We start from the raw sequence: 18,561 nt of genomic DNA, 5'->3' as shown, positions 1-18,561 counted from the left end.
CTACCCAGCGAAGGGGTACGTGATCCGCGTAACAATCTGCTGCGGCACCACTTTGAGCGTAACCAGGTGAACCCGCTCCAGCGCCGAATCAGATGTGCTGTCGGCCTGCAGCCAGTGCTGAACATTTCGATAACCATGGTGAAGTGCTTCTGCCAGATCCCGGTTGTCCACCAACAGATACTCTCTCGGCGTGAGATAACTGCTGCGATTGGCCAATACAAACATTTGATCATCAAGGGTTTGCCGATCCAAGCTCTGCATCCCGGCCAGCACGTCCAGTGTTTCCCCCGCCACATTCAGATGCGCAAAGACCAGGCCCTGACGGCGCAGATTGGCTAACAGCTTGGTGTAATTGGCCTGGGTGAGCGGTGCGGTCAGCTCAAGGCTGTGCACTTTGCGCTCTTTCAGAAATACTGCCAGTATTCCGTCTTCAATCTGAAAATCCTGCCGTTGATCTACACAAATCACAGTCTGTTCGGAATAGAGCACAGTGCAATCATAGGCATCCGGCAAAGCTCGGACAGCTTCCGCCTTAAGCCCCAGCGGGAACTGTTCCCACAAGGGTGACTGGTAGGCCAAGGCGCTGACCGGAAATATGAGTAACAGCAGCAGCGCCGACGTGCGGAATCGGGAAAAGATTCGGAACATGTAAGTCATCACCCGGCAAACTGCCTTAAGCAACACTTTGGCGCTGGCACTGCATGTAGAAATGCTTCTCAGGCGTGATGTGGTACCACATATCAAATACCGCCTGATCCTTATTCAGGGTCGGTTTAAAGAAAATCCGGTATCCGGTGAGATCGCGGCGCGCCGCGTAGTCGAAGGGATCGGCATTGTGGGGATCGGTGATAATCTTGCGGCTCAGCTTGACCGGTGTCAGCATGTAATCTGCATCTTTCGCTACATAGCGATAGTCGACGAACAGTTCGTACTCAAGCTGAGATTTCTCGTAACGTGCCCATTCCTGTGACTTCACCGTACCATCGGATTTGAAGTCATAAATCACCCAGCTTTGCTCTTCCGCGCGTTCCTGCTGCGGGGTACATTGCCACTTTCCTGCAATGGCAGGCAAAGGCGAAGCCACCGCACTTCCCGAAACAAGCACGCCGGTCAGGATCGCAAATCGGTACATCCAACGGCTCATCGCCCTCTCCTTAAAACATAAGCACTTGGACAACAATAAATTAACACTGCCGCAAGCTGCAACAAAAAAGGAGCCGAAATCAGCTCCTTTCTCAATTTCCAGTCAATTTTGCCCCCGTATCAGCGGGCTAGCCTGCCTTGTTCGCCTTCGCAGGCGGACCGCTGTTCTCGGCGACTTTCTTCAGAATGGCTGAAATCGGTACGATCGGCCCCATCATGTTGATTCGCATCGGCGATCCGCCGGTACTGAAGTGCAGCTCAGAGGTTTCCGCCGAAGAGTAATTGTACTTATAGTTGAATTTACCGGTAGCAATATGCAGTAAATCAAACTCCTTCCGATGGCATGAAATAAATGCACGCCAGTACATCGCATCCAGGACTTCGCCGGGATGCTCCGCCCGAATAATAAATCGCCAACTTCCGTCCTCACCGTAGAAGTCGAGCGGAAAAGTATCTTTTATTTTTCTTTTGCTTAGCAAAGTAAACCTATCCACATCGCCTGACAGTCAGGGGGATTATGCAAGGATTACGTCAGAATGGAAGAGGAATGGAAAGAATTCAGAAAATTTTGACAAAACAGGTGGTTCGAGAAGTAATATCTTTGTAAAGATATCATAAAAAAATTACATTATCAGGCTTGTTTCAAAAGTTTCTTTGCCTATAATGCTGAAAACCGGAGCGTCTGCCAACGCTCCGGTTTTTTTGTGCCTGCTTTCCGGTGAAGGGAATGCTATCTGCCAATAGCCACCAAACCAGGAAGCAAAAATTCGATAGATTAAGGAAAGACTAATGCGTATCGAACAAGACTTGAAATTGGGTTTTAAAGATGTTCTGTTTCGTCCAAAACGTTCAACCCTCAAAAGCCGCTCTCAAGTTGAATTAACCCGCGATTTTACATTCAAGCATAGCGGCCGTCAATGGTCTGGTGTGCCAATTATTGCCGCCAATATGGATTCCGTGGGTAGCTTCGACATGGCGAAAGCCCTGGCGCAACACAAAGTCATCACTGCGGTCCACAAACACTACACCGTAGAAGACTGGGCCGGCTTTGTTCAGGACAATGACGCCAGCGTGCTGAGCAACGTCATGGTCTCCACCGGTACGTCTGAAGCCGACTTCCAGAAAACCAAAGACATCATGGCCCTGAGCGATGAGCTCATCTTCATCTGCATCGATATTGCCAACGGCTACTCCGAGCATCTGGTCGAGTACGTTGAAAAAGTCCGTGCTGCCTTCCCGGACAAAGTGATCAGTGCCGGCAACGTGGTCACCGGCGATATGTGTGAAGAGCTGATCCTGGCCGGTGCCGATATCGTCAAAGTGGGGATTGGTCCGGGCTCGGTCTGCACCACCCGCGTGAAGACCGGTGTCGGTTACCCGCAACTGTCAGCAATTATCGAGTGCGGCGATGCCGCGCACGGCCTGGGCGGCCAGATCATCGGTGACGGCGGCTGCACCTGTGCCGGCGACGTATCCAAAGCCTTTGGTGGCGGTGCCGATTTCGTGATGCTGGGCGGCATGCTGGCCGGTCACGAAGAAAGTAACGGCGACATCGTCGAGCAAAACGGCGAGATGTTCATGAAATTCTACGGCATGTCATCCCAGAGCGCGATGGACAAACACTCCGGTGGTGTGGCCAAGTACCGTGCTGCTGAAGGAAAAACCGTCCTGTTGCCCTACCGTGGCCCGGTGGAAAATACCATCCAGGACATCATGGGCGGCGTCCGCTCAACCTGCACCTACGTTGGTGCGGCGAAGCTCAAAGAGCTGACCAAGCGCACCACCTTCATCCGCGTTCGCGAGCAAGAAAACAACGTTTACGGGAAAGAGTAAGTTCGGTTTTTCTCGTAAGACCCAGTTCGAAGGCCGCTGCTCAGCGGCCTTTGTTATATATTTTCCTACTCTGAACAGCTTTCGTACACTGGCCCGCAAAGACGACATCACCCGGCGCGACTGGCAAGCCCAGAGTATTGAGCGCACCAAAGCTGAAAATTGCCCTGCCATCATCGCAGGCGAGCTGGAAGATGCGAATGGCAACTTTTAACCACTGATTTCAAGGAACCATATGAGTAAGCCATGGAGTAAGCTTAAGAAATCAATCGAAGCACTGTGGGAGCCGACTGCCGGGCTGCGGATTCATTGCAGTGTTTACCGCATGGGCAGCGCCCACGGAGGAACAGATTGCCCCAGGTACTGGATTGCCCAAGGCAAAACGATCATCTGGGATTACCCGAAAGATTTTCCTGCAGAGGCACAACCCGAGTACAGCGGCAAATATCCGTATACAAATGATGCATCAGATATCTCGAACCTGATCCGTGACTATATCGATACCCCGCAATCTGAGTTGATGACAAAGCTATTTGAAGACAGGTGGGGGCTGGCCGACATCCTGCGCTGCGCAGACAGGCGTATCGGACTAAAACGCCTGGAAAATACTTATTCAGAACAAAGATCGCCAGCAACAAACAAGATCCTAGATGCCAGGCGCAAAAGTCGCTGATGTTGAGTTCACTACATGCATCAAACGTGAGCAACGCAGATAATCGGACTTATCCCTTTATGCGGGATATTAGCGAAGAGGATGGAAGCGGGGTGAGGATTCACCCCGTGCTACTAGACGGGGTAATTATTTAATCAAGATCTGCTTCAATTTCTCTAAGTTTTCACCTGGTGACGCTTGCCAAATAGAAGCTTGTGCGCCAACCCGAGTTCCCATAGCCATTCCTGCCTGTTTAAGTTTCAAGAACTTGTAACTGTCAATTTCAGCTTAGAAATTTAAAAATTCCGCATCGGCTTGTGCTGGAATTAACACCTCAATATCTTCTTGGCCATGAAAAATCCCTTCAAATTCAGGATTCCAAATCTTAATTTGATTGATCCATCCTTCCAGTACCCGCTTAATTCGATAGTCTTCAGTTATCATTCGATACTTCTCCACCTCATCAGCATAATTTATCTGCGGAAGTTGGCAATTAATAGCTTTGCTAATTTGTTCATAAAGATGCTTCAAATGTAGTTCATCGATTAAATCAAGCGCTTGAAAATGAGATAATGGAACAGGAAGCTAATTTTTAGTTAACCCTGAGTGACAAAGGGAAATAGTAGGAATCTCCCTTATCCAACCAGCACCAAACTCAGTATAGATCCAAGGTCGTGTTAGCGCTGCTGGTGAATATAAGCCGATAGATATCGCTGCGTTACTAAGGTTTTATTTAATGGTCTGAATCCATTCATGGCCCCCCTGCAAACTATCAAGGTCAGAAGAAACAAATAAACTACATAAACCTAGGAAGTTTCGTTCTACATCGCTTTTAAAAACACCTGCAATTTCAGAATCAACTGCTGCGTGACTAACAAAAATAACCGGTTTTTGAACACTCATATCAAGACTCTTTATAATTAGTACACTAAACACCCAATGATGTTAAACCCGTCCGATTCAACACCTCCTGAAAACCCACCTGTGACGTGCCACAAAAGATACGCAACTGATCACATTTATGCACCTTTGATTATATGATTAACAACCCACACTTTGTGACAATGTCACTCGGTAAGAAAAGAGACACTCAAAGCCGTATCACCGCTAGATCTCGCCAATGGGAGGCTCAAGATATGGCTGACTGATTGAAAGGTCTACGGAATCCGGGAACTTCTCCGGAAAGTTCGTATTGCTATTTCGCTGACGATTCACCCCAGCAGCCGGACTGGGGTGAGTCTTTGCAGCTTAACCAACCTTCGATCCAGTCAAATGTCCGATGAACTGGTCACCTGATCGCTTATTCCGTGAGCAGAATCGGCTCTTGTGATGTTGCTAGTGCTTTCTTCAGCTTAAACGGTGCATAGACAAGCGCGCCAACCAGGAATAGACCCAGGTAGCCAATCAGCGGATAGAAAACAGCAACAAGCTGAGTGAACCCGGCGAAGCTGGCGACAAAGCCGACGCTAAGGGTGACGAAAATGAAAGTGTTGGCTTTAGGCGTCTTCATCGTGACGAAGCGTGCAGCAAACGCGTAGAACATGCTGACCGCCGTATTAAAAATCATCCCGAACAGAATGAAGGTCATCACGTTAGAGAGCGCCGGTGAAATCATATCGATGATTTTCAGCAACGGCATTGGGTAGCTGGCGACAACATCAATTTGAGAGAACAACGCCAGGTGACTCAGTACGATTAACACCCCAACGCCGGCCCCGCCTAAAAGGCCACCTAATTTTGCGACTTTCTCGTTCTTCTCGGCACCGCCCATGACCAGCGCCATGGCAGCTCCAACCGCAAGATTAAAAGAAACGTAGTTCACAGCTGAAACGAACCAGTGAGGCAACGTTGATGGCACACTTTCAGCAACAGGTGCCAGTTCATCGAACGAATTGTCCATCGTGATCACGCTGTAAGCACAGATAGAGATAAGCACCAGGATCAAAAAGGGTGTGATACTGCCAATCACAGCAATGACACGGCTCACATTCATCATAGCTGTCACCGCAACCAGCAAGGTCAGGACAACGCTGCCAACAAATGGCGGTAAAGCAAATTGCTGCTGCATCAGGGAGCCGGCACCTGCGATCATCACCACACCGACACCAAACAGGGTAAAGATGATCACATAATCCACGATAATGCCAACCACCCGACCACTGATTTGGTAAATCACTTTTTTATGAGACATGGTTTGCGTTCGAGACCCCAGCATGGTCAGCATCATCCCGAGATAGGCAAACAGGGCCGTCGCGATGATCGCAGCTGCCGTCCCCCAGTGACCAAAACTGGTGAAGTACTGCAGGACTTCCTGGCCGGAAGCAAACCCTGCCCCGACAATAATGCCGATAAATGCGCTGGCGATTTTAAAAACATTCCACATGCCGACTTTTCTCCTTGTTCACGAACATCCTGTTAATGGGATCGCTTGTTTTTTTAATTGTTTCAACGTGTTTCCTAATGGTTAACATAGGAAACACCATGAAACGTATTATTAACAAGTACCACGTGTCTGGATAAAAAGGCATATGCTGATGAAGTATATGTGATCGCTGGCTGAACCTTGATGAAGAGTTTTTAAAATGCTTGAAAATGCAATTAATAGCGTGTACAAATTCCCGCTTTTTTTACTTTGACTATAGCCAAAATGTCACCACATAAGAAAACTACAGTATAATTATTTAAAATCAATTGGTTAATATAATGTATTAACGTAGACTTAAAACAGCGTTTATATTTACTAAAACCTTACGATTCATAATTTAGAATAAATATTCACATTAACCATACTGGCAGAGCGTGTTTTACATTCGATGAACCAGAAACAAACATGATTGCCTGCGGCGACTTAACTGCAGTGCCGACGTTATCGGACGTTCCACCACACTTGAGTCACATACGAGCCTGACGAGCAGTTAACCTTGTAAGGATTTAAACCAATCCAATAACGATTCAGCGCTTGGCATGGGAGCGGTGGTTGGGGGCATCACTCCCCCTTACGAAATGATGTATGACAACCAGACCATGGCGGAAATCAGCGGTGAAGTCGTCTCGGTGGACAAGATCAACATGATGCATCAGATGCACCAAGGTGTTCACCTGACCGTAAAGACCGACGAGGATACCGTCTCCGTTCACTTGGGACCGGCGTGGTACCTTGAGAATCAAGATGTGAAATTCATGCCCGGGGACAAGGTGAGCATTAAAAGGTCCCGAATCACCTTTGACGAAGCCCCGACGCTGATCGCCTCTGAAGTTCGCAAGGGGAACCAGATCTTAATATTCCGTGACTCTTACCAGGATGGGCAACATGTTCGCAAAGCACCGCTCGTATGTTCTCGCCGGAAAAACGCATCCAAAAGCTCACGCTCCTGATGCGTGATTTGTGTTGAGAAGTTACTCAGCCGTTCAACTTGCCTTGCGATCGTCCATCCCTGAAACTCAATCACCTGCTGAGCTTATCGTATCTCCGCTTCTCCGCCGAGCTTGTCATCTCGAGCTCACCACTCAAGCTGCCAGTACCCAACCGAAACCCAGCGTTCAAACTTATACCCCACCCGCGCAAACTCCCCGACTTTTTTGAACCCCAGTGATTCATGCAAGGCGACGCTGGCTTGATTGGGCAGTGCAATCACCCCGAGTACATTTTTAATCCCCTGCGTTTTTAAGGTGTCGAGCAGCTTACAATAAAGCGCTTTACCTGCACCTTTCGCCACAATATCCGGCGCGAGATATATAGAGGGCTCGACGGTGTATCGGTAGGCGCTGCGGGGTTTCCACGAACCAGCATAAGCATAGCCCTGAACCTGGCCATCCATTTCGACAACCAGCCACGGGAAGCCCGATTGCTGAATATTGTGCACACGTTCAAGCATGATCTCGCTTGATATCAGATCTTCTTCGAAGGTGATGGTGGTTGATTCAATATAGTGGTTATAAATACGAACAAGGGCATCCATATCCGTATCCCGAACTTTCCGAATGATCATGCATCCTCCTTGATGGCTCACACGATCAACTATAGCTATTTGTTAAATCAGCGACTTGTTAAATCTATCATTTCATCTCACAACACGCCGCAACTTTCCGCTTGCGAGCTGTAATATTTCAGAAGTCAAAAGCCGCCCCCAACACAATGTCCTTTTCAACCACACCTGTATACAAAAACTTCCGCTGTAATTGTGCACAATATTGGTGATTTTTCCTCGCAAGCTGTAAAATAGCTCACACTTATGAATACCTGATGCTATCGGCTGCAACAAAGTTCAGTATGATGGCAAGCTTAGGAAAATGAAAAGGTTGAGGGTTATTGCTCCGATGGGAAGCCTTAAAAGTTCGATGAAACCAGCCACCAAAACCAAAAGTGCCGGTCAGTCTCAGGATGATGTCGTCTATTGCCACATTTTTGATGCCATTCTGGAGCAGCGCCTGCCGCCTGCAACCAAGCTCAGCGAAGAAGCCCTGGCTGAGATTTTCGGTGTCAGCCGGACCATTATCCGCCGTGCCCTTCTGCGTTTATCACTGGAGCAGGTCGTCGACATCCGCCCGAACCGCGGCGCCATGGTGGCTTCACCGTCGGTTGATGAAGCCAAGCAGATCATCAAGGCCCGTGAAGTGATGGAGCTGGCGATTATTGAGCTGGCAGTTGAGCATGCCACCAAAGCTCAGATTGATGAATGCCGCAAGCTGGTCGAGAAAGAGAACAAAGCCTTTGAACAAGGTGACTACGGCAGCGGCCTGCGCCTGTCGGGTGAGTTCCATATCAAACTGGCCGAAATGGCAGAAAATGCCCCATTGCTGGCCTTCCAGCGCAGCCTGGTGTCGCAGACTTCCCTGCTGATCGCCCAGTATGAAACCGGAAGTCACTCGAACTGCTCTCAGGACGAGCACAGTCATTTGCTCGATGCCATCGAGGCAGGCGATACCGCCAATGCACTCGCACTGATGCAGGAGCACCTGGATCATATCCGCTCGAAACTGAACCTGGATGGCCGGACCGCCTCCAGCGATCTGCACGTGGTGTTCTCAAACGTGCTGAAAAATCGGTGATCATCGCCGCGTTGGTGTGAATCCTCGCGCATCTCAGTACCAATAAGACCCCATATCAACAAGCCACTGCAAGTGGCTTGTTTTGTTGTAACCGTTTCCCCTTTCCCGCAACCTCAGCGTGCAGCCAATTCTGAGTATTTTCAGACAACAGATCTGTTGATGACTTGGCATTGCACACAAAGTTAAAACAAAATTGTGTACAGTTTTTAAAGCCGCCATTTTTTGCCTCAACCAGCAAATGATCCCAACTTATACCATCGTTAACACAACAACCTTCTATATCTGTCTTACTTTACAGTGAATCCCCCCATCAACATGTTATCAGATTGTAAAATTTAAAGTTGACCCCCGAGTCAGATTGGCCAATTATTGACCCAAAGGTCAGAAAAAATACATCTATCTCGTGAGTCAATGTACAAGGAGGTCTCTTGATTACTTTTTTGCTCAATCAAGAAATCCAGCAAGAAGAAAACTTGTCTCCCAACATGACAGTGCTGAACTATCTGCGCACCGTCCAGAAGAAAACGGGGACCAAGGAAGGTTGCGGCTCGGGTGACTGTGGCGCCTGTACCGTGGTTCTGGGGGAGTTAGTCGATGGCCGGTTGGAATACCGCTCCGTCAACTCCTGCTTGACGTTTATCTCTGCGCTGCATGGGAAGCAGCTGATCACCGTTGAAGATCTACAAAATAAAGACAAATCCCTACATCCGGTGCAACAGGCCATGGTTGAGTTTCATGGCTCGCAGTGCGGCTACTGTACCCCCGGTTTTATCATGTCGATGTTCGCGCTAAGCAAGAACAAACCGGCTGCTGATAAAGCCGATGTGATGGAATCACTGGCCGGTAACCTGTGCCGCTGTACCGGTTATCGCCCGATTGTCGAGGCTGCGCTGTCGCTGTCCGGCAACGAACCCATGCGGGATCAGTTTGCCGCACTGGAACGCGACACCATTGCCAAGCTGGAAACGATTCAGACGACATCAGCGACCCTCACCGATGGCCGCTTGCAGTCTTTCTCCCCCCGCTCAACCGACGAGCTGGCGCTGCTGTTTCAGGAGTACCCGAACGCGAAACTGGTTGCCGGCGGCACCGATCTGGCGCTGGAAGTCACCCAGTTCCATCGGGAAATTGAAACCCTGATCAGCGTCAATCAGGTCGAGGACATGAAAGTCTGCACCGAAACCGACGATGCCCTGCTGATCGGCGCCAACGTACCGATCAGCGATGCCTATCCGTTGCTCCATGCCCACTTCCCGGATTTCGGTGAACTGCTGCATCGCTTTGCCTCCCTACAAGTGCGCAATCAGGGCACACTGGGCGGGAATATTGCCAACGCATCTCCCATCGGTGATACCCCGCCGCTGCTGCTGGCGCTGGATGCCAAAATCAAACTTCGCTGCGGCGACACCAGCCGGATCCTGCCGCTGGAAGAATTTTTCATCAGCTATAAAGTCACCGCGCAACAACCGGGTGAGTTCATCGAGCAGATCATCATTCCCAAACCTGAGGAAGCAGCCAAGTTCCGGGCCTACAAACTCTCGAAGCGTCTGGACGATGACATCTCGGCCGTTTGCGGCGGCTTCAACATCACCCTTCGCGACGGCGTGGTTCAAGATGCCCGCATCGCGTTCGGCGGTATGGCAGCAATTCCCAAGCGTGCCAGTCACTGTGAAGCCAGCCTGATCGGTCAGCCGTGGCAAAACGATACCATTCGCAAGGCCATGCAGGCGCTGTCGCAGGACTTCCAGCCGCTGTCTGATTTCCGGGCCAGCCAGGAGTACCGCACCCTGACTGCGGCCAACATGCTTCGCCGTTTCTATATCGAGCAGCAGAATCAGGATAACCATATCGAAACGAGGGTCACGTCATATGTCTAACGCCAATCACAACACATTGAGCCACGAAGACATGGTGGCTATCGCCAAGCAGGATTTGAAAACCGGTGTCGGGAAAAGCGTCAAACACGACAGTGCCCCGAAACAGGTCACCGGCGAAGCTATTTATATTGATGATCGGCTGGAGTTTCCCAACCAGCTCCATGTCTATGCGCGGCTGAGTACGCAGGCTCATGCCAAAATCACCAAGCTGGACGTCTCGCCCTGTTATGAGTTTGAAGGCGTCGCGATTGCGATCACCAGCCAGGATGTTCCCGGCCAGCTGGATATCGGCGCTGTGCTGCCCGGCGATCCGCTATTGGCCGACGGCATCGTCGAATACTACGGCCAGCCGGTGCTGGCGGTTGCCGCTGGCGATCTGGAAACCGCCCGCAAAGCGGCCATGGCAGCAATTGTGGAATATGAGCCGCTGCCTGCGATCCTGGATGTCAAAGAAGCACTGGCAAAAGAGCACTTCGTCTCCGGTAGCCACCAGCAAAAACGCGGGGACGCAGCCGCGGCCATAGCCGCTGCCAAGCACGTGATTGAAGGCGATCTCGACATCGGCGGTCAGGAGCACTTCTACCTGGAAACCCAGGTCAGCAGCGTGATGCCGACCGAAGATGGCGGCATGATCGTCTACACCTCGACCCAGAACCCGACCGAAGTGCAAAAACTGGTCGCCGAAGTGCTGGGCGTACCGATGCACAAAGTGATCATCGACATGCGCCGGATGGGCGGTGGTTTTGGCGGCAAAGAAACGCAGGCAGCAGCACCGGCCTGTATGGCTGCGGTGATTGCCCGTTTGACCGGGCGCCCAACCAAAATGCGCCTGCCGCGCAATGAAGACATGACCATGACCGGCAAGCGCCACCCGTTTTACAATCAGTACCGGATCGGCTTTGATGATCAGGGTGTGATCCAAGGCGCCGAAATCACGGTGGCCGGGAACTGCGGTTACTCGCCCGATCTGTCTAACTCGATTGTCGATCGGGCCATGTTCCACTCCGATAACGCCTACTACCTCGGCAATGCCACGGTCACCGGCCATCGCTGCAAAACCAATCTCGCCTCCAACACCGCCTACCGCGGTTTCGGCGGGCCGCAGGGGATGATGACCATTGAGCACATCATGGATGAGATTGCCCGCTACCTGCACAAAGATCCGCTGGACGTACGCAAAGCCAACTATTACGGCGGCGAAGGGCGTAACATCACCCACTATTATCAAACCGTGGAAGACAACTTCCTGCCGGAGATCACCGAGCAACTTGAGCAGAACAGCGACTATCATCAGCGCCGCTGGGACATCGCCGAGTTTAACCGCACCAGCCCGATCCTGAAAAAAGGCCTGGCGATCACCCCGGTCAAGTTCGGGATCTCATTTACCGCGACCTTCCTGAACCAAGCCGGGGCGCTGATCCATATCTACACCGATGGCAGTATTCATCTAAACCACGGCGGTACGGAAATGGGTCAAGGGCTGAACATCAAGGTCGCCCAGATCGTCGCTCAGGAGTTCCAGGTCGATGTTGACCGGATCCAGATCACCGCCACCAATACCGACAAGGTACCGAACACCTCGCCCACTGCCGCGTCCTCCGGTGCAGATCTGAACGGCAAGGCGGCGCAGAATGCGGCCCAGACCATCAAGCAACGGCTGGTCGACTTTGCTGCCGGTCACTTCAAAGTAACCCCGGAAGAGGTGATCTTCAAAAACGGTATGGTCCTGATCCGCGAAGACATCATGACCTTCGAAGATTTTGTCCAGCTGGCTTACTTCAATCAGGTGTCGCTGTCGAGTACCGGCTTCTATCGCACACCGAAGATCCACTATGACCATGAAAAAGCCCGCGGCCGCCCGTTCTACTACTACGCCTACGGCGCGTCCTGCTCTGAGGTGCTGGTCGATACCCTGACCGGGGAATACAAGATCCTGCGGGTGGATATCCTCCATGATGTCGGCGCGTCACTGAACCCGGCGATTGATATCGGCCAAATTGAAGGCGGTTTTGTGCAGGGTGCGGGATGGCTGACCACCGAAGAGCTGGTGTGGAATACCGACGGTCGCCTGATGACCAACGGCCCGGCCAGCTACAAGATCCCGGCGATTGCCGATATGCCGATTGATTTTCGCACTCACCTGCTGGAAAACCGCAGCAATCCGGAAGACACCGTGTTCCATTCCAAAGCGGTCGGTGAGCCGCCGTTCATGCTGGGGATGTCGGTCTGGAGTGCGCTCAAAGACGCGATTGCCTCAGTGGCCGTCGAGGGTGCAATTCCGAAACTCGACACCCCGGCCACACCGGAGCGGGTGCTGATGGCGATTCAGGCTGTCAGCAACGGCGTCCCCCAACCGAGCGACGCCAACCAGGATGAAACCGTGGCGGCATGAAACCATAGCGGGGCAATCCGGCTCATACCAGAACGACTGAGCGGAATGCGAACGTAACACTAAGGCTGCGGCCAACCACCGCAGCCGATAGAACAAAAAGGGGATCACCATGTTTAAGGATAACTGGATTCACGAACTGGCAAAGTGTGAGGCGAACTGTGAGCCCTGCGTCATCGTCACGGTACTGGAAGATCGGGGCTCCGTGCCCCGCGATGCCGGGACCAAAATGCTGGTGACGCGCGATCGGATCATCGCCACCATCGGTGGCGGCCACTTAGAGCATGTCGCCACCCAGCAGGCCCGTGAAATGCTGCTGGCTGATGCCGCCTCGCTGAAGATTGAGCGCTTCAATCTCGGGGCGCGGCTCGGACAGTGCTGCGGCGGCATGGCGACGCTCAGCTTTGAACCCATCGGCACTCAGGAAAAACGCCTGGTGCTGTTCGGGGCCGGACACGTGGCCAAAGCCCTAGTGCCGATCCTGGCGAGCCTGCCATTTCGCATCACCTGGATTGATTCCCGTGCCGAAGAGTTTCCGGACACCCTGCCGCAAGGCGTGAGAAAAGTAGTTTCGGACGATCCCGTCGGTGACGTGTCGCAACAGCCGCCCAACAGTTACTACCTGGTGATGACGCACAATCACCAACTAGACTTTGATTTAGCCAGAGCAATTATTGATCGTGCCGACAGCCGCTATTTCGGGCTGATTGGCTCGCTGACCAAACGGAAAAAGTTCGATATGCGATTAGCCCAGCGGGGCTACAGTGAGTCACAAATTCATTCCATGATCTGCCCGATTGGGATCAGCATGGTGAACGGCAAACACCCGGCAGAGATTGCGGTCTCCGTCGCCGGGGAACTGATCGCCCACTATCAGGGACAACCGCTTGAAGAAAAGCGCCCGCAATCGGACAATGAAACGGGGCCAGAGACCGGCCACCCGCAGGAAGCAAAAATCGCCTAAACGTCAGTACGTTCAACCGCTCAAGGCCAGCAATTGCAAGGAAGAAGTAATATGAGTACCCAGCGTCAGGCCTACCGGGCCAGTATTTTACACAGTCTCGCCGATCCCGCCGTTGTGGGTCAGGAAGACTCCTACCAGTATTTTGAAGACGGCATCCTGGTGGTCGAGAACGGCCACATCGTCGATATCGGGGAAGCCGAAGCGGTGCTGGCCCGCCAGAAAGACAACCTGGAGATCACGGCATTTCAGGACAAGCTGATCACGGCCGGGTTTATCGACACCCACATTCACTACCCGCAAACCGGGATGATTGCCTCCTACGGCGAGCAGCTGCTCGACTGGCTGGAAAACTATACCTTTCCGGAAGAAGAGCGCTTTAAGAATCCGATGTACGCGCTGAAAGTCGCCCGTCTGTTTTTCGATGAGCTGGCACGCAACGGCACCACCACAGCGCTGGTGTTCGGTACGGTCCATAAATCCTCAGTCGATGTCTTTTTTGAGGAAGCGGAAAAACGCAACCTACGCATGATCGCCGGCAAGGTACTGATGGATCGCAACGCGCCGGATTATCTGACCGACACGCCGGAGTCCGGCTATGCCGACTCGAAAGCGCTAATCGACAAATGGCACAAACGCAGCCGCTTGCTCTATGCGGTGACGCCACGCTTTGCGCCCACCAGCACTGATGAGCAGTTGGCCATGGTCGGCAAGCTGCTGAAAGAATACCCGGATGTGTACCTGCACACCCATCTGTCCGAGAACAAGAAAGAGATCGAATGGGTACTGGAGCTGTTCCCGGAGCGGGAAAGTTATCTGGATGTGTACGACCACTATGGCCTGCTGCATGAACGCGCCGTGTTTGCCCACGGGATCCACTTATCCGACTGTGAATGTCAGCGCCTGGCGGAAACCGACTCGGCCATCGCCTTCTGCCCGACTTCAAACCTCTTCCTCGGCTCCGGCTTGTTTAACCTGCCGAAGATGGAAGCGTTTAAGATCAAAGTCGGCATGGGCACCGATGTCGGCGCCGGCACCAGCTTCTCGCTGCTGCAGACCATGAGTGAAGCTTACAAAATCATGCAACTACAGCAGAAGAAACTGCATCCGTTCAAATCGCTCTACCTGGCGACCCTCGGCGGCGCCCATGCCCTGCACCTGGACGATAAAATCGGCAACCTGGAAGTGGGCAAAGAAGCCGACTTCGTGGTGCTGGATCTTCATGCCACGCAACTGATGAGATTCAGAATGCAGCAGGCGCGCACGCTGGAAGAGAAACTGTTCGTGCTGATGAGCCTCGGCAGCGACCAGGCCGTCCACCAAACCTATATCTACGGCGATCTGGCCTATTCTGCCAACGCGGATCAATCCCGAAAAATCGCCAGCTAACCCATCCTGATTTTCCCTCGGCGCTTCGTCTGTGTTGACGTCTCCTTCGCAGCGAAGCGCCACCCGATTGCCACTCCGTAGCAACTTTCCCCCAACACCAAGGCATTGTAGCTACTTTTCAATGCACTACTGCACAGATCTATCGGCTTTTGTGTGCAATAATCAGTTCACGTATATGAACTGGCAACAACTGAAGTTCAGGAAGTCAAGCCAGTCGTTTAACATCATTTTTTCAATGTACGAAGTGATTCTTTTAGCGGTGGAAGTACGAATGTCAAATAACTATCTTAAAGCAGCACTCATTACCACAATATGCTTTTCTGGCTTTGCCCAAGCAGCAGTAACAGCAAATGATTTATATAATCAATACAAAAACAAACCAGACAATAAAGCGTATGCGATCGGTACGAATGGAGTTGCAGGTTCTTCTTGGGGGGCATCAACCAAAGAAGAAGCAATGACTTTAGCCTTGGATACATGTAAAAAAACTGGTGGGAAAAATTGTAATGTGACGGAAGTAAATGGCCTTTCATTTATCAAAAACGAACCACAAGTCAAGAACTACAGTACTGTGAACAATTATAACATTGTTTCAAACGGGGTTACGTACATACCCGACTTAGATTTTAGTGCGACTGCATTCTTTGTTAATAATCGGCATTTAATTACAACCAGCGACGTGGTTGAAAATTGCACTAAAATCAGCTTTGAACGAGATGGGAAGATTCATGAGACAACCGTCATTCGAGCAGATAAGATGAATAATATCTCTATTATTAAGTCATCGATTAAAAATGATTCGTATGCAACACTTAGTTCCAAGATGAGAACTCTTCAAGGTGAGCGAACTTATACTTACGGGTACGACCTGTCAGATATGGTCAACTCCAACATCCCTTCTTATCAAGGTAAAATCACAGATGGTATCATTAGTCGGGCATCCGGCCGCTTTAATGATGTCAGATTTATGTATATTACCAACGAGATTAACAGAGGGAATGTTGGTGGACCTGTTATTTCTGAAAGTGGTGATGTTATTGGACTTGTATCGAGAACGAACCAAGAGTCAATCAAAGCCTCTATCCTAAGCATTTTCTTAAGCGAACAAAAAATCCCTTACCATGTAAATAACAGCACAAAACAAGTATCAATTTCATCCATAGCAGAAAAAAGCAGAAACTTTTCAGTTCCTTTGGTTTGTTTAAATAAAGCATAATCCTCCTCCAAGGAATATTCGATAACCAAAAAAATCACCGCGCGCTGGTTAGTTTAAAAACTGTATTCCCCCTAAACCGAACTAGCGCATTCACTACACCAAAACAAAAAAGCCCCGGACTCAGACCGGGGCAACACCACAACAGGCGGTTAAGAAGATTGCGATGACAATCTAAGTGGACACTAGGCGGGAACTATTGCAATAACGCGCCTTGCTGGACCCATTTGCCGACGAGTGCACGCTCTTCGTCCGTCATCTGAGTCAGGTTCCCTAAAGGCATCACCTTGGTTTGCACAGCCTGCGCAACAATGCGCGGCGCGTTGGTTTGGATCTCCTCCGGCGTATCCAGGATCACCCCGGCAGGTGCTGTACGAAATGCCGCATTGGTCGGCGTGGCCGAGTGACATTCGGTACAGCGGTTTTGAATCACTTCGTGCACCTTGGCAAAGCTGATCCCAGCCGCCGCGGGCTGTGTCGCTGAGCCGTGCTCACCCGCTGGCGCCGTACTTTCTGCCGCATGGCTGGCAGGTGCCTGGCTTGCAGGTGCAGTCGCGGTCACCGGCGTACTCGGCTGGTTTGCATAAGGTGAGGTCACAAAGGCCAGAGCAATCATCCCCAGAGCAGCGACCGGCACCGTCCAGGCATACTTCTGGCCGTCATGACGGGTGTTGAAGTAATGGCGGACCAGGACACTGAATACCGCCAGGCCCGCGAGGATCAGCCAGTTGTATTCCGAACCATAAGTGCTCGGGAAGTGGTTGCTGATCATGATAAACAGCACCGGCAGCGTCAGGTAGTTATTATGGCGTGAGCGCAGCAGCCCTTTGGCCGGCAGCTCCGGATCCGGTTCGCGGTTCTCTTCAATCGCTTTCACCAGCCCGCGCTGTGCCGGCATAATGACGCGGAACACGTTCCCCACCATGATGGTGCCGATAATCGCCCCGACATGGATATACGCACCCCGGCCACTGAACACCTGCGACAAGCCGTAGGCAGCACCCACTAAGCCAAGAAATAAGACTAGTCCGAGCAGTGCTGGCTGTTTACCCAGCGAGGAATCACACAAAAAGTCGTAAATCAGCCAGCCCGCAACCAAGGCACCAATACCGATGGCAATGGCTGTTGATGGCTCCATATCCGCACCCGGCGCAATCAGGTAAATCTTGGCGTTCAGGTAGTAGACGATGAACAGCAGGCAGATCCCTGAAATCCAGGTGAAGTACGCTTCCCACTTAAACCAGTGGAGGTTTTCCGGCATCTTCGGCGGCGCCAGTTTATATTTTTCCAGGTGGTAGATCCCGCCACCATGGATAGCCCATAAGTCTCCGGAAAGGCCGGTTTTCGGATTCACCCGGTTGAGGTTATTTTCCAGCCATACGAAGTAGAAGGATGCGCCAATCCAGGCAATCCCAACAATCATATGAATCCAGCGTACTGCCAAATTCAACCATTCCGTGATATGTGGATCCATTTTTAACTCCTTGACAGCAACTGAGCCGTGTTTGCTTGATGCTGTTTAATGGTGATGTCGCAATGCGGTATGTCCTCTAAATGCAGTGATACCAGCTCTTGATTAAAATAGACTTCGTCGCAGTTATTCCCTTCGCCAGCGCGATCAACAATCAGGAACTGGTCCTGGTCGGTCAGCGCCAGGACCGGGTGATGCCACACACCTTTGTGGTAGTTCACCCCCTGGCGCCCATTGCTGTAAAACGCGCGACATTGAGAAAGCTGCGGGTCGTCCCCTTTGGGGGCAACCACAATTAAGTAAGGTTGCCCGAGTAATGGCACAAACGCCTGCGAACCCAGCGGATGGCGTTCAAGCATCGAGACTGTCAGGGGATACACCAGCGGTGTGGCCTGAAAAATACTGATGATTGCCCGACCACCCTGCTCCGCCACATCGGTTTCGGCCAGCTGGTGATAACGGCGGGTTGAGCCGTTGTTAATCATGAAGTAGTCACGGTTTTCCACTTCAATGACATCACCAAAAGGCGCAAACGCTTCCTGGGTCAGTGGCGTGATGGTTAACCGGCGTAATCCATTACTCATTCT

Annotated in this window: 18 protein-coding genes; 9 read left to right on the top strand and 9 right to left on the bottom strand. The window is 51.4% G+C overall.

Annotated features, from left to right (window positions below; translation table 11 throughout):
* The 3 genes from NNL38_RS22155 to NNL38_RS22145 all read right to left on the bottom strand — a co-directional run bounded on the left by NNL38_RS22155 (window position 1) and on the right by NNL38_RS22145 (window position 1,622).
* Window positions 1-648 (bottom strand): hypothetical protein, encoded by a 648-nt coding sequence (locus NNL38_RS22155; RefSeq protein ID WP_255391029.1) that lies wholly within the window; start codon window positions 646-648, stop codon window positions 1-3.
* Between the two features lie 25 nt (window positions 649-673).
* Entirely contained in the window at window positions 674-1,144 is a 471-nt protein-coding gene (locus NNL38_RS22150; RefSeq protein ID WP_255391028.1) for a hypothetical protein, read from the bottom strand.
* Between the two features lie 127 nt (window positions 1,145-1,271).
* Entirely contained in the window at window positions 1,272-1,622 is a 351-nt protein-coding gene (locus tag NNL38_RS22145; RefSeq protein WP_255391027.1) for a hypothetical protein, read from the bottom strand.
* 310 nt (window positions 1,623-1,932) lie between these two features.
* On the opposite strand from NNL38_RS22145, the gene NNL38_RS22140 reads away from it, so the two are divergent.
* Entirely contained in the window at window positions 1,933-2,976 is a 1,044-nt protein-coding gene (locus NNL38_RS22140; RefSeq protein ID WP_255391026.1) for a GMP reductase, read from the top strand.
* A 232-nt stretch (window positions 2,977-3,208) separates the two neighbouring features.
* Window positions 3,209-3,646: an SF0329 family protein gene (locus tag NNL38_RS22135; protein ID WP_255391025.1), complete on the top strand. Its 438-nt coding sequence runs from the start codon at window positions 3,209-3,211 to the stop codon at window positions 3,644-3,646.
* A gap of 267 nt (window positions 3,647-3,913) precedes the next feature.
* Here NNL38_RS22135 and NNL38_RS22130 read toward each other — a convergent pair whose 3' ends face one another.
* The 3 genes from NNL38_RS22130 to NNL38_RS22120 all read right to left on the bottom strand — a co-directional run bounded on the left by NNL38_RS22130 (window position 3,914) and on the right by NNL38_RS22120 (window position 6,008).
* A complete protein-coding gene (locus NNL38_RS22130) occupies window positions 3,914-4,156 on the bottom strand; it encodes a hypothetical protein (protein WP_255391024.1) in 243 nt (80 codons plus the stop codon).
* Window positions 4,157-4,354: 198 nt separating this feature from the next.
* Window positions 4,355-4,528: a hypothetical protein gene (locus NNL38_RS22125; RefSeq protein WP_255391023.1), complete on the bottom strand. Its 174-nt coding sequence runs from the start codon at window positions 4,526-4,528 to the stop codon at window positions 4,355-4,357.
* A 397-nt stretch (window positions 4,529-4,925) separates the two neighbouring features.
* Window positions 4,926-6,008 carry a YkvI family membrane protein gene (locus NNL38_RS22120; protein WP_255391022.1) on the bottom strand — a complete coding sequence of 361 codons (1,083 nt, stop codon included), beginning with the start codon at window positions 6,006-6,008 and terminating at the stop codon, window positions 4,926-4,928.
* A gap of 581 nt (window positions 6,009-6,589) precedes the next feature.
* Between NNL38_RS22120 and NNL38_RS22115 the strand changes: the two genes are divergently transcribed.
* Entirely contained in the window at window positions 6,590-7,000 is a 411-nt protein-coding gene (locus tag NNL38_RS22115) for a MamS/MamX family magnetosome protein (protein ID WP_255391021.1), read from the top strand.
* Between the two features lie 125 nt (window positions 7,001-7,125).
* On the opposite strand, the gene NNL38_RS22110 is transcribed toward NNL38_RS22115, so the two are convergent.
* Entirely contained in the window at window positions 7,126-7,614 is a 489-nt protein-coding gene (locus NNL38_RS22110; RefSeq protein WP_255391020.1) for a GNAT family N-acetyltransferase, read from the bottom strand.
* A gap of 328 nt (window positions 7,615-7,942) precedes the next feature.
* On the opposite strand from NNL38_RS22110, the gene NNL38_RS22105 reads away from it, so the two are divergent.
* The 6 genes from NNL38_RS22105 (at window position 7,943) to NNL38_RS22080 (ending at window position 16,506) form a co-directional block, all read left to right on the top strand.
* A complete protein-coding gene (locus NNL38_RS22105; RefSeq protein ID WP_255391019.1) occupies window positions 7,943-8,674 on the top strand; it encodes a GntR family transcriptional regulator in 732 nt (243 codons plus the stop codon).
* 428 nt (window positions 8,675-9,102) lie between these two features.
* The gene (gene xdhA, locus NNL38_RS22100) at window positions 9,103-10,551 is read left to right on the top strand and encodes a xanthine dehydrogenase small subunit (protein ID WP_255391018.1); all 1,449 of its coding nucleotides are present in this window, start codon (window positions 9,103-9,105) and stop codon (window positions 10,549-10,551) included.
* Window positions 10,544-12,943, top strand: coding sequence for a xanthine dehydrogenase molybdopterin binding subunit (gene xdhB / locus NNL38_RS22095; protein WP_255391017.1), 2,400 nt, complete (start codon window positions 10,544-10,546; stop codon window positions 12,941-12,943). Before xdhA ends, xdhB begins: the two co-directional genes overlap by 8 nt.
* A gap of 109 nt (window positions 12,944-13,052) precedes the next feature.
* On the top strand, window positions 13,053-13,904 hold the full coding sequence (gene xdhC, locus NNL38_RS22090) for a xanthine dehydrogenase accessory protein XdhC (protein WP_255391016.1): 852 nt from the start codon (window positions 13,053-13,055) through the stop codon (window positions 13,902-13,904).
* 51 nt (window positions 13,905-13,955) lie between these two features.
* On the top strand, window positions 13,956-15,290 hold the full coding sequence (guaD, locus tag NNL38_RS22085; RefSeq protein ID WP_255391015.1) for a guanine deaminase: 1,335 nt from the start codon (window positions 13,956-13,958) through the stop codon (window positions 15,288-15,290).
* A gap of 271 nt (window positions 15,291-15,561) precedes the next feature.
* Complete coding sequence (locus NNL38_RS22080) at window positions 15,562-16,506, top strand: trypsin-like peptidase domain-containing protein (protein WP_255391014.1); 945 nt, start codon at window positions 15,562-15,564, stop codon at window positions 16,504-16,506.
* 193 nt (window positions 16,507-16,699) lie between these two features.
* Here the strand turns inward: NNL38_RS22080 and NNL38_RS22075 are convergent, their stop codons facing one another.
* On the bottom strand, window positions 16,700-17,977 hold the full coding sequence (locus NNL38_RS22075; RefSeq protein WP_255391013.1) for a urate hydroxylase PuuD: 1,278 nt from the start codon (window positions 17,975-17,977) through the stop codon (window positions 16,700-16,702).
* A gap of 2 nt (window positions 17,978-17,979) precedes the next feature.
* Window positions 17,980-18,558 (bottom strand): ureidoglycolate lyase, encoded by a 579-nt coding sequence (locus tag NNL38_RS22070; protein WP_255391012.1) that lies wholly within the window; start codon window positions 18,556-18,558, stop codon window positions 17,980-17,982.
* Between the last annotated feature and the right edge of the window lie 3 nt (window positions 18,559-18,561).

Origin of the sequence: Photobacterium atrarenae (assembly GCF_024380015.1) — a bacterium.
Taxonomy (GTDB): Bacteria; Pseudomonadota; Gammaproteobacteria; order Enterobacterales; family Vibrionaceae; genus Photobacterium; species Photobacterium atrarenae.
This window is presented reverse-complemented; position numbering and strand designations above follow the sequence as displayed.

Bases quoted from the DNA above. Each gene is read 5' to 3' on its own strand.
- NNL38_RS22155 (WP_255391029.1), bottom strand. From the start codon at position 648: ATGTTCCGAATCTTTTCCCGATTCCGCACGTCGGCGCTGCTGCTGTTA.
- NNL38_RS22150 (WP_255391028.1), bottom strand. From the start codon at position 1,144: ATGAGCCGTTGGATGTACCGATTTGCGATCCTGACCGGCGTGCTTGTT.
- NNL38_RS22140 (WP_255391026.1), top strand. From the start codon at position 1,933: ATGCGTATCGAACAAGACTTGAAATTGGGTTTTAAAGATGTTCTGTTT.
- NNL38_RS22135 (WP_255391025.1), top strand. From the start codon at position 3,209: ATGAGTAAGCCATGGAGTAAGCTTAAGAAATCAATCGAAGCACTGTGG.
- NNL38_RS22125 (WP_255391023.1), bottom strand. From the start codon at position 4,528: ATGAGTGTTCAAAAACCGGTTATTTTTGTTAGTCACGCAGCAGTTGAT.
- NNL38_RS22120 (WP_255391022.1), bottom strand. From the start codon at position 6,008: ATGTGGAATGTTTTTAAAATCGCCAGCGCATTTATCGGCATTATTGTC.
- NNL38_RS22115 (WP_255391021.1), top strand. From the start codon at position 6,590: ATGGGAGCGGTGGTTGGGGGCATCACTCCCCCTTACGAAATGATGTAT.
- NNL38_RS22110 (WP_255391020.1), bottom strand. From the start codon at position 7,614: ATGATCATTCGGAAAGTTCGGGATACGGATATGGATGCCCTTGTTCGT.
- NNL38_RS22105 (WP_255391019.1), top strand. From the start codon at position 7,943: ATGGGAAGCCTTAAAAGTTCGATGAAACCAGCCACCAAAACCAAAAGT.
- xdhB (WP_255391017.1), top strand. From the start codon at position 10,544: ATGTCTAACGCCAATCACAACACATTGAGCCACGAAGACATGGTGGCT.
- xdhC (WP_255391016.1), top strand. From the start codon at position 13,053: ATGTTTAAGGATAACTGGATTCACGAACTGGCAAAGTGTGAGGCGAAC.
- guaD (WP_255391015.1), top strand. From the start codon at position 13,956: ATGAGTACCCAGCGTCAGGCCTACCGGGCCAGTATTTTACACAGTCTC.
- NNL38_RS22080 (WP_255391014.1), top strand. From the start codon at position 15,562: ATGTCAAATAACTATCTTAAAGCAGCACTCATTACCACAATATGCTTT.
- NNL38_RS22075 (WP_255391013.1), bottom strand. From the start codon at position 17,977: ATGGATCCACATATCACGGAATGGTTGAATTTGGCAGTACGCTGGATT.
- NNL38_RS22070 (WP_255391012.1), bottom strand. From the start codon at position 18,558: ATGAGTAATGGATTACGCCGGTTAACCATCACGCCACTGACCCAGGAA.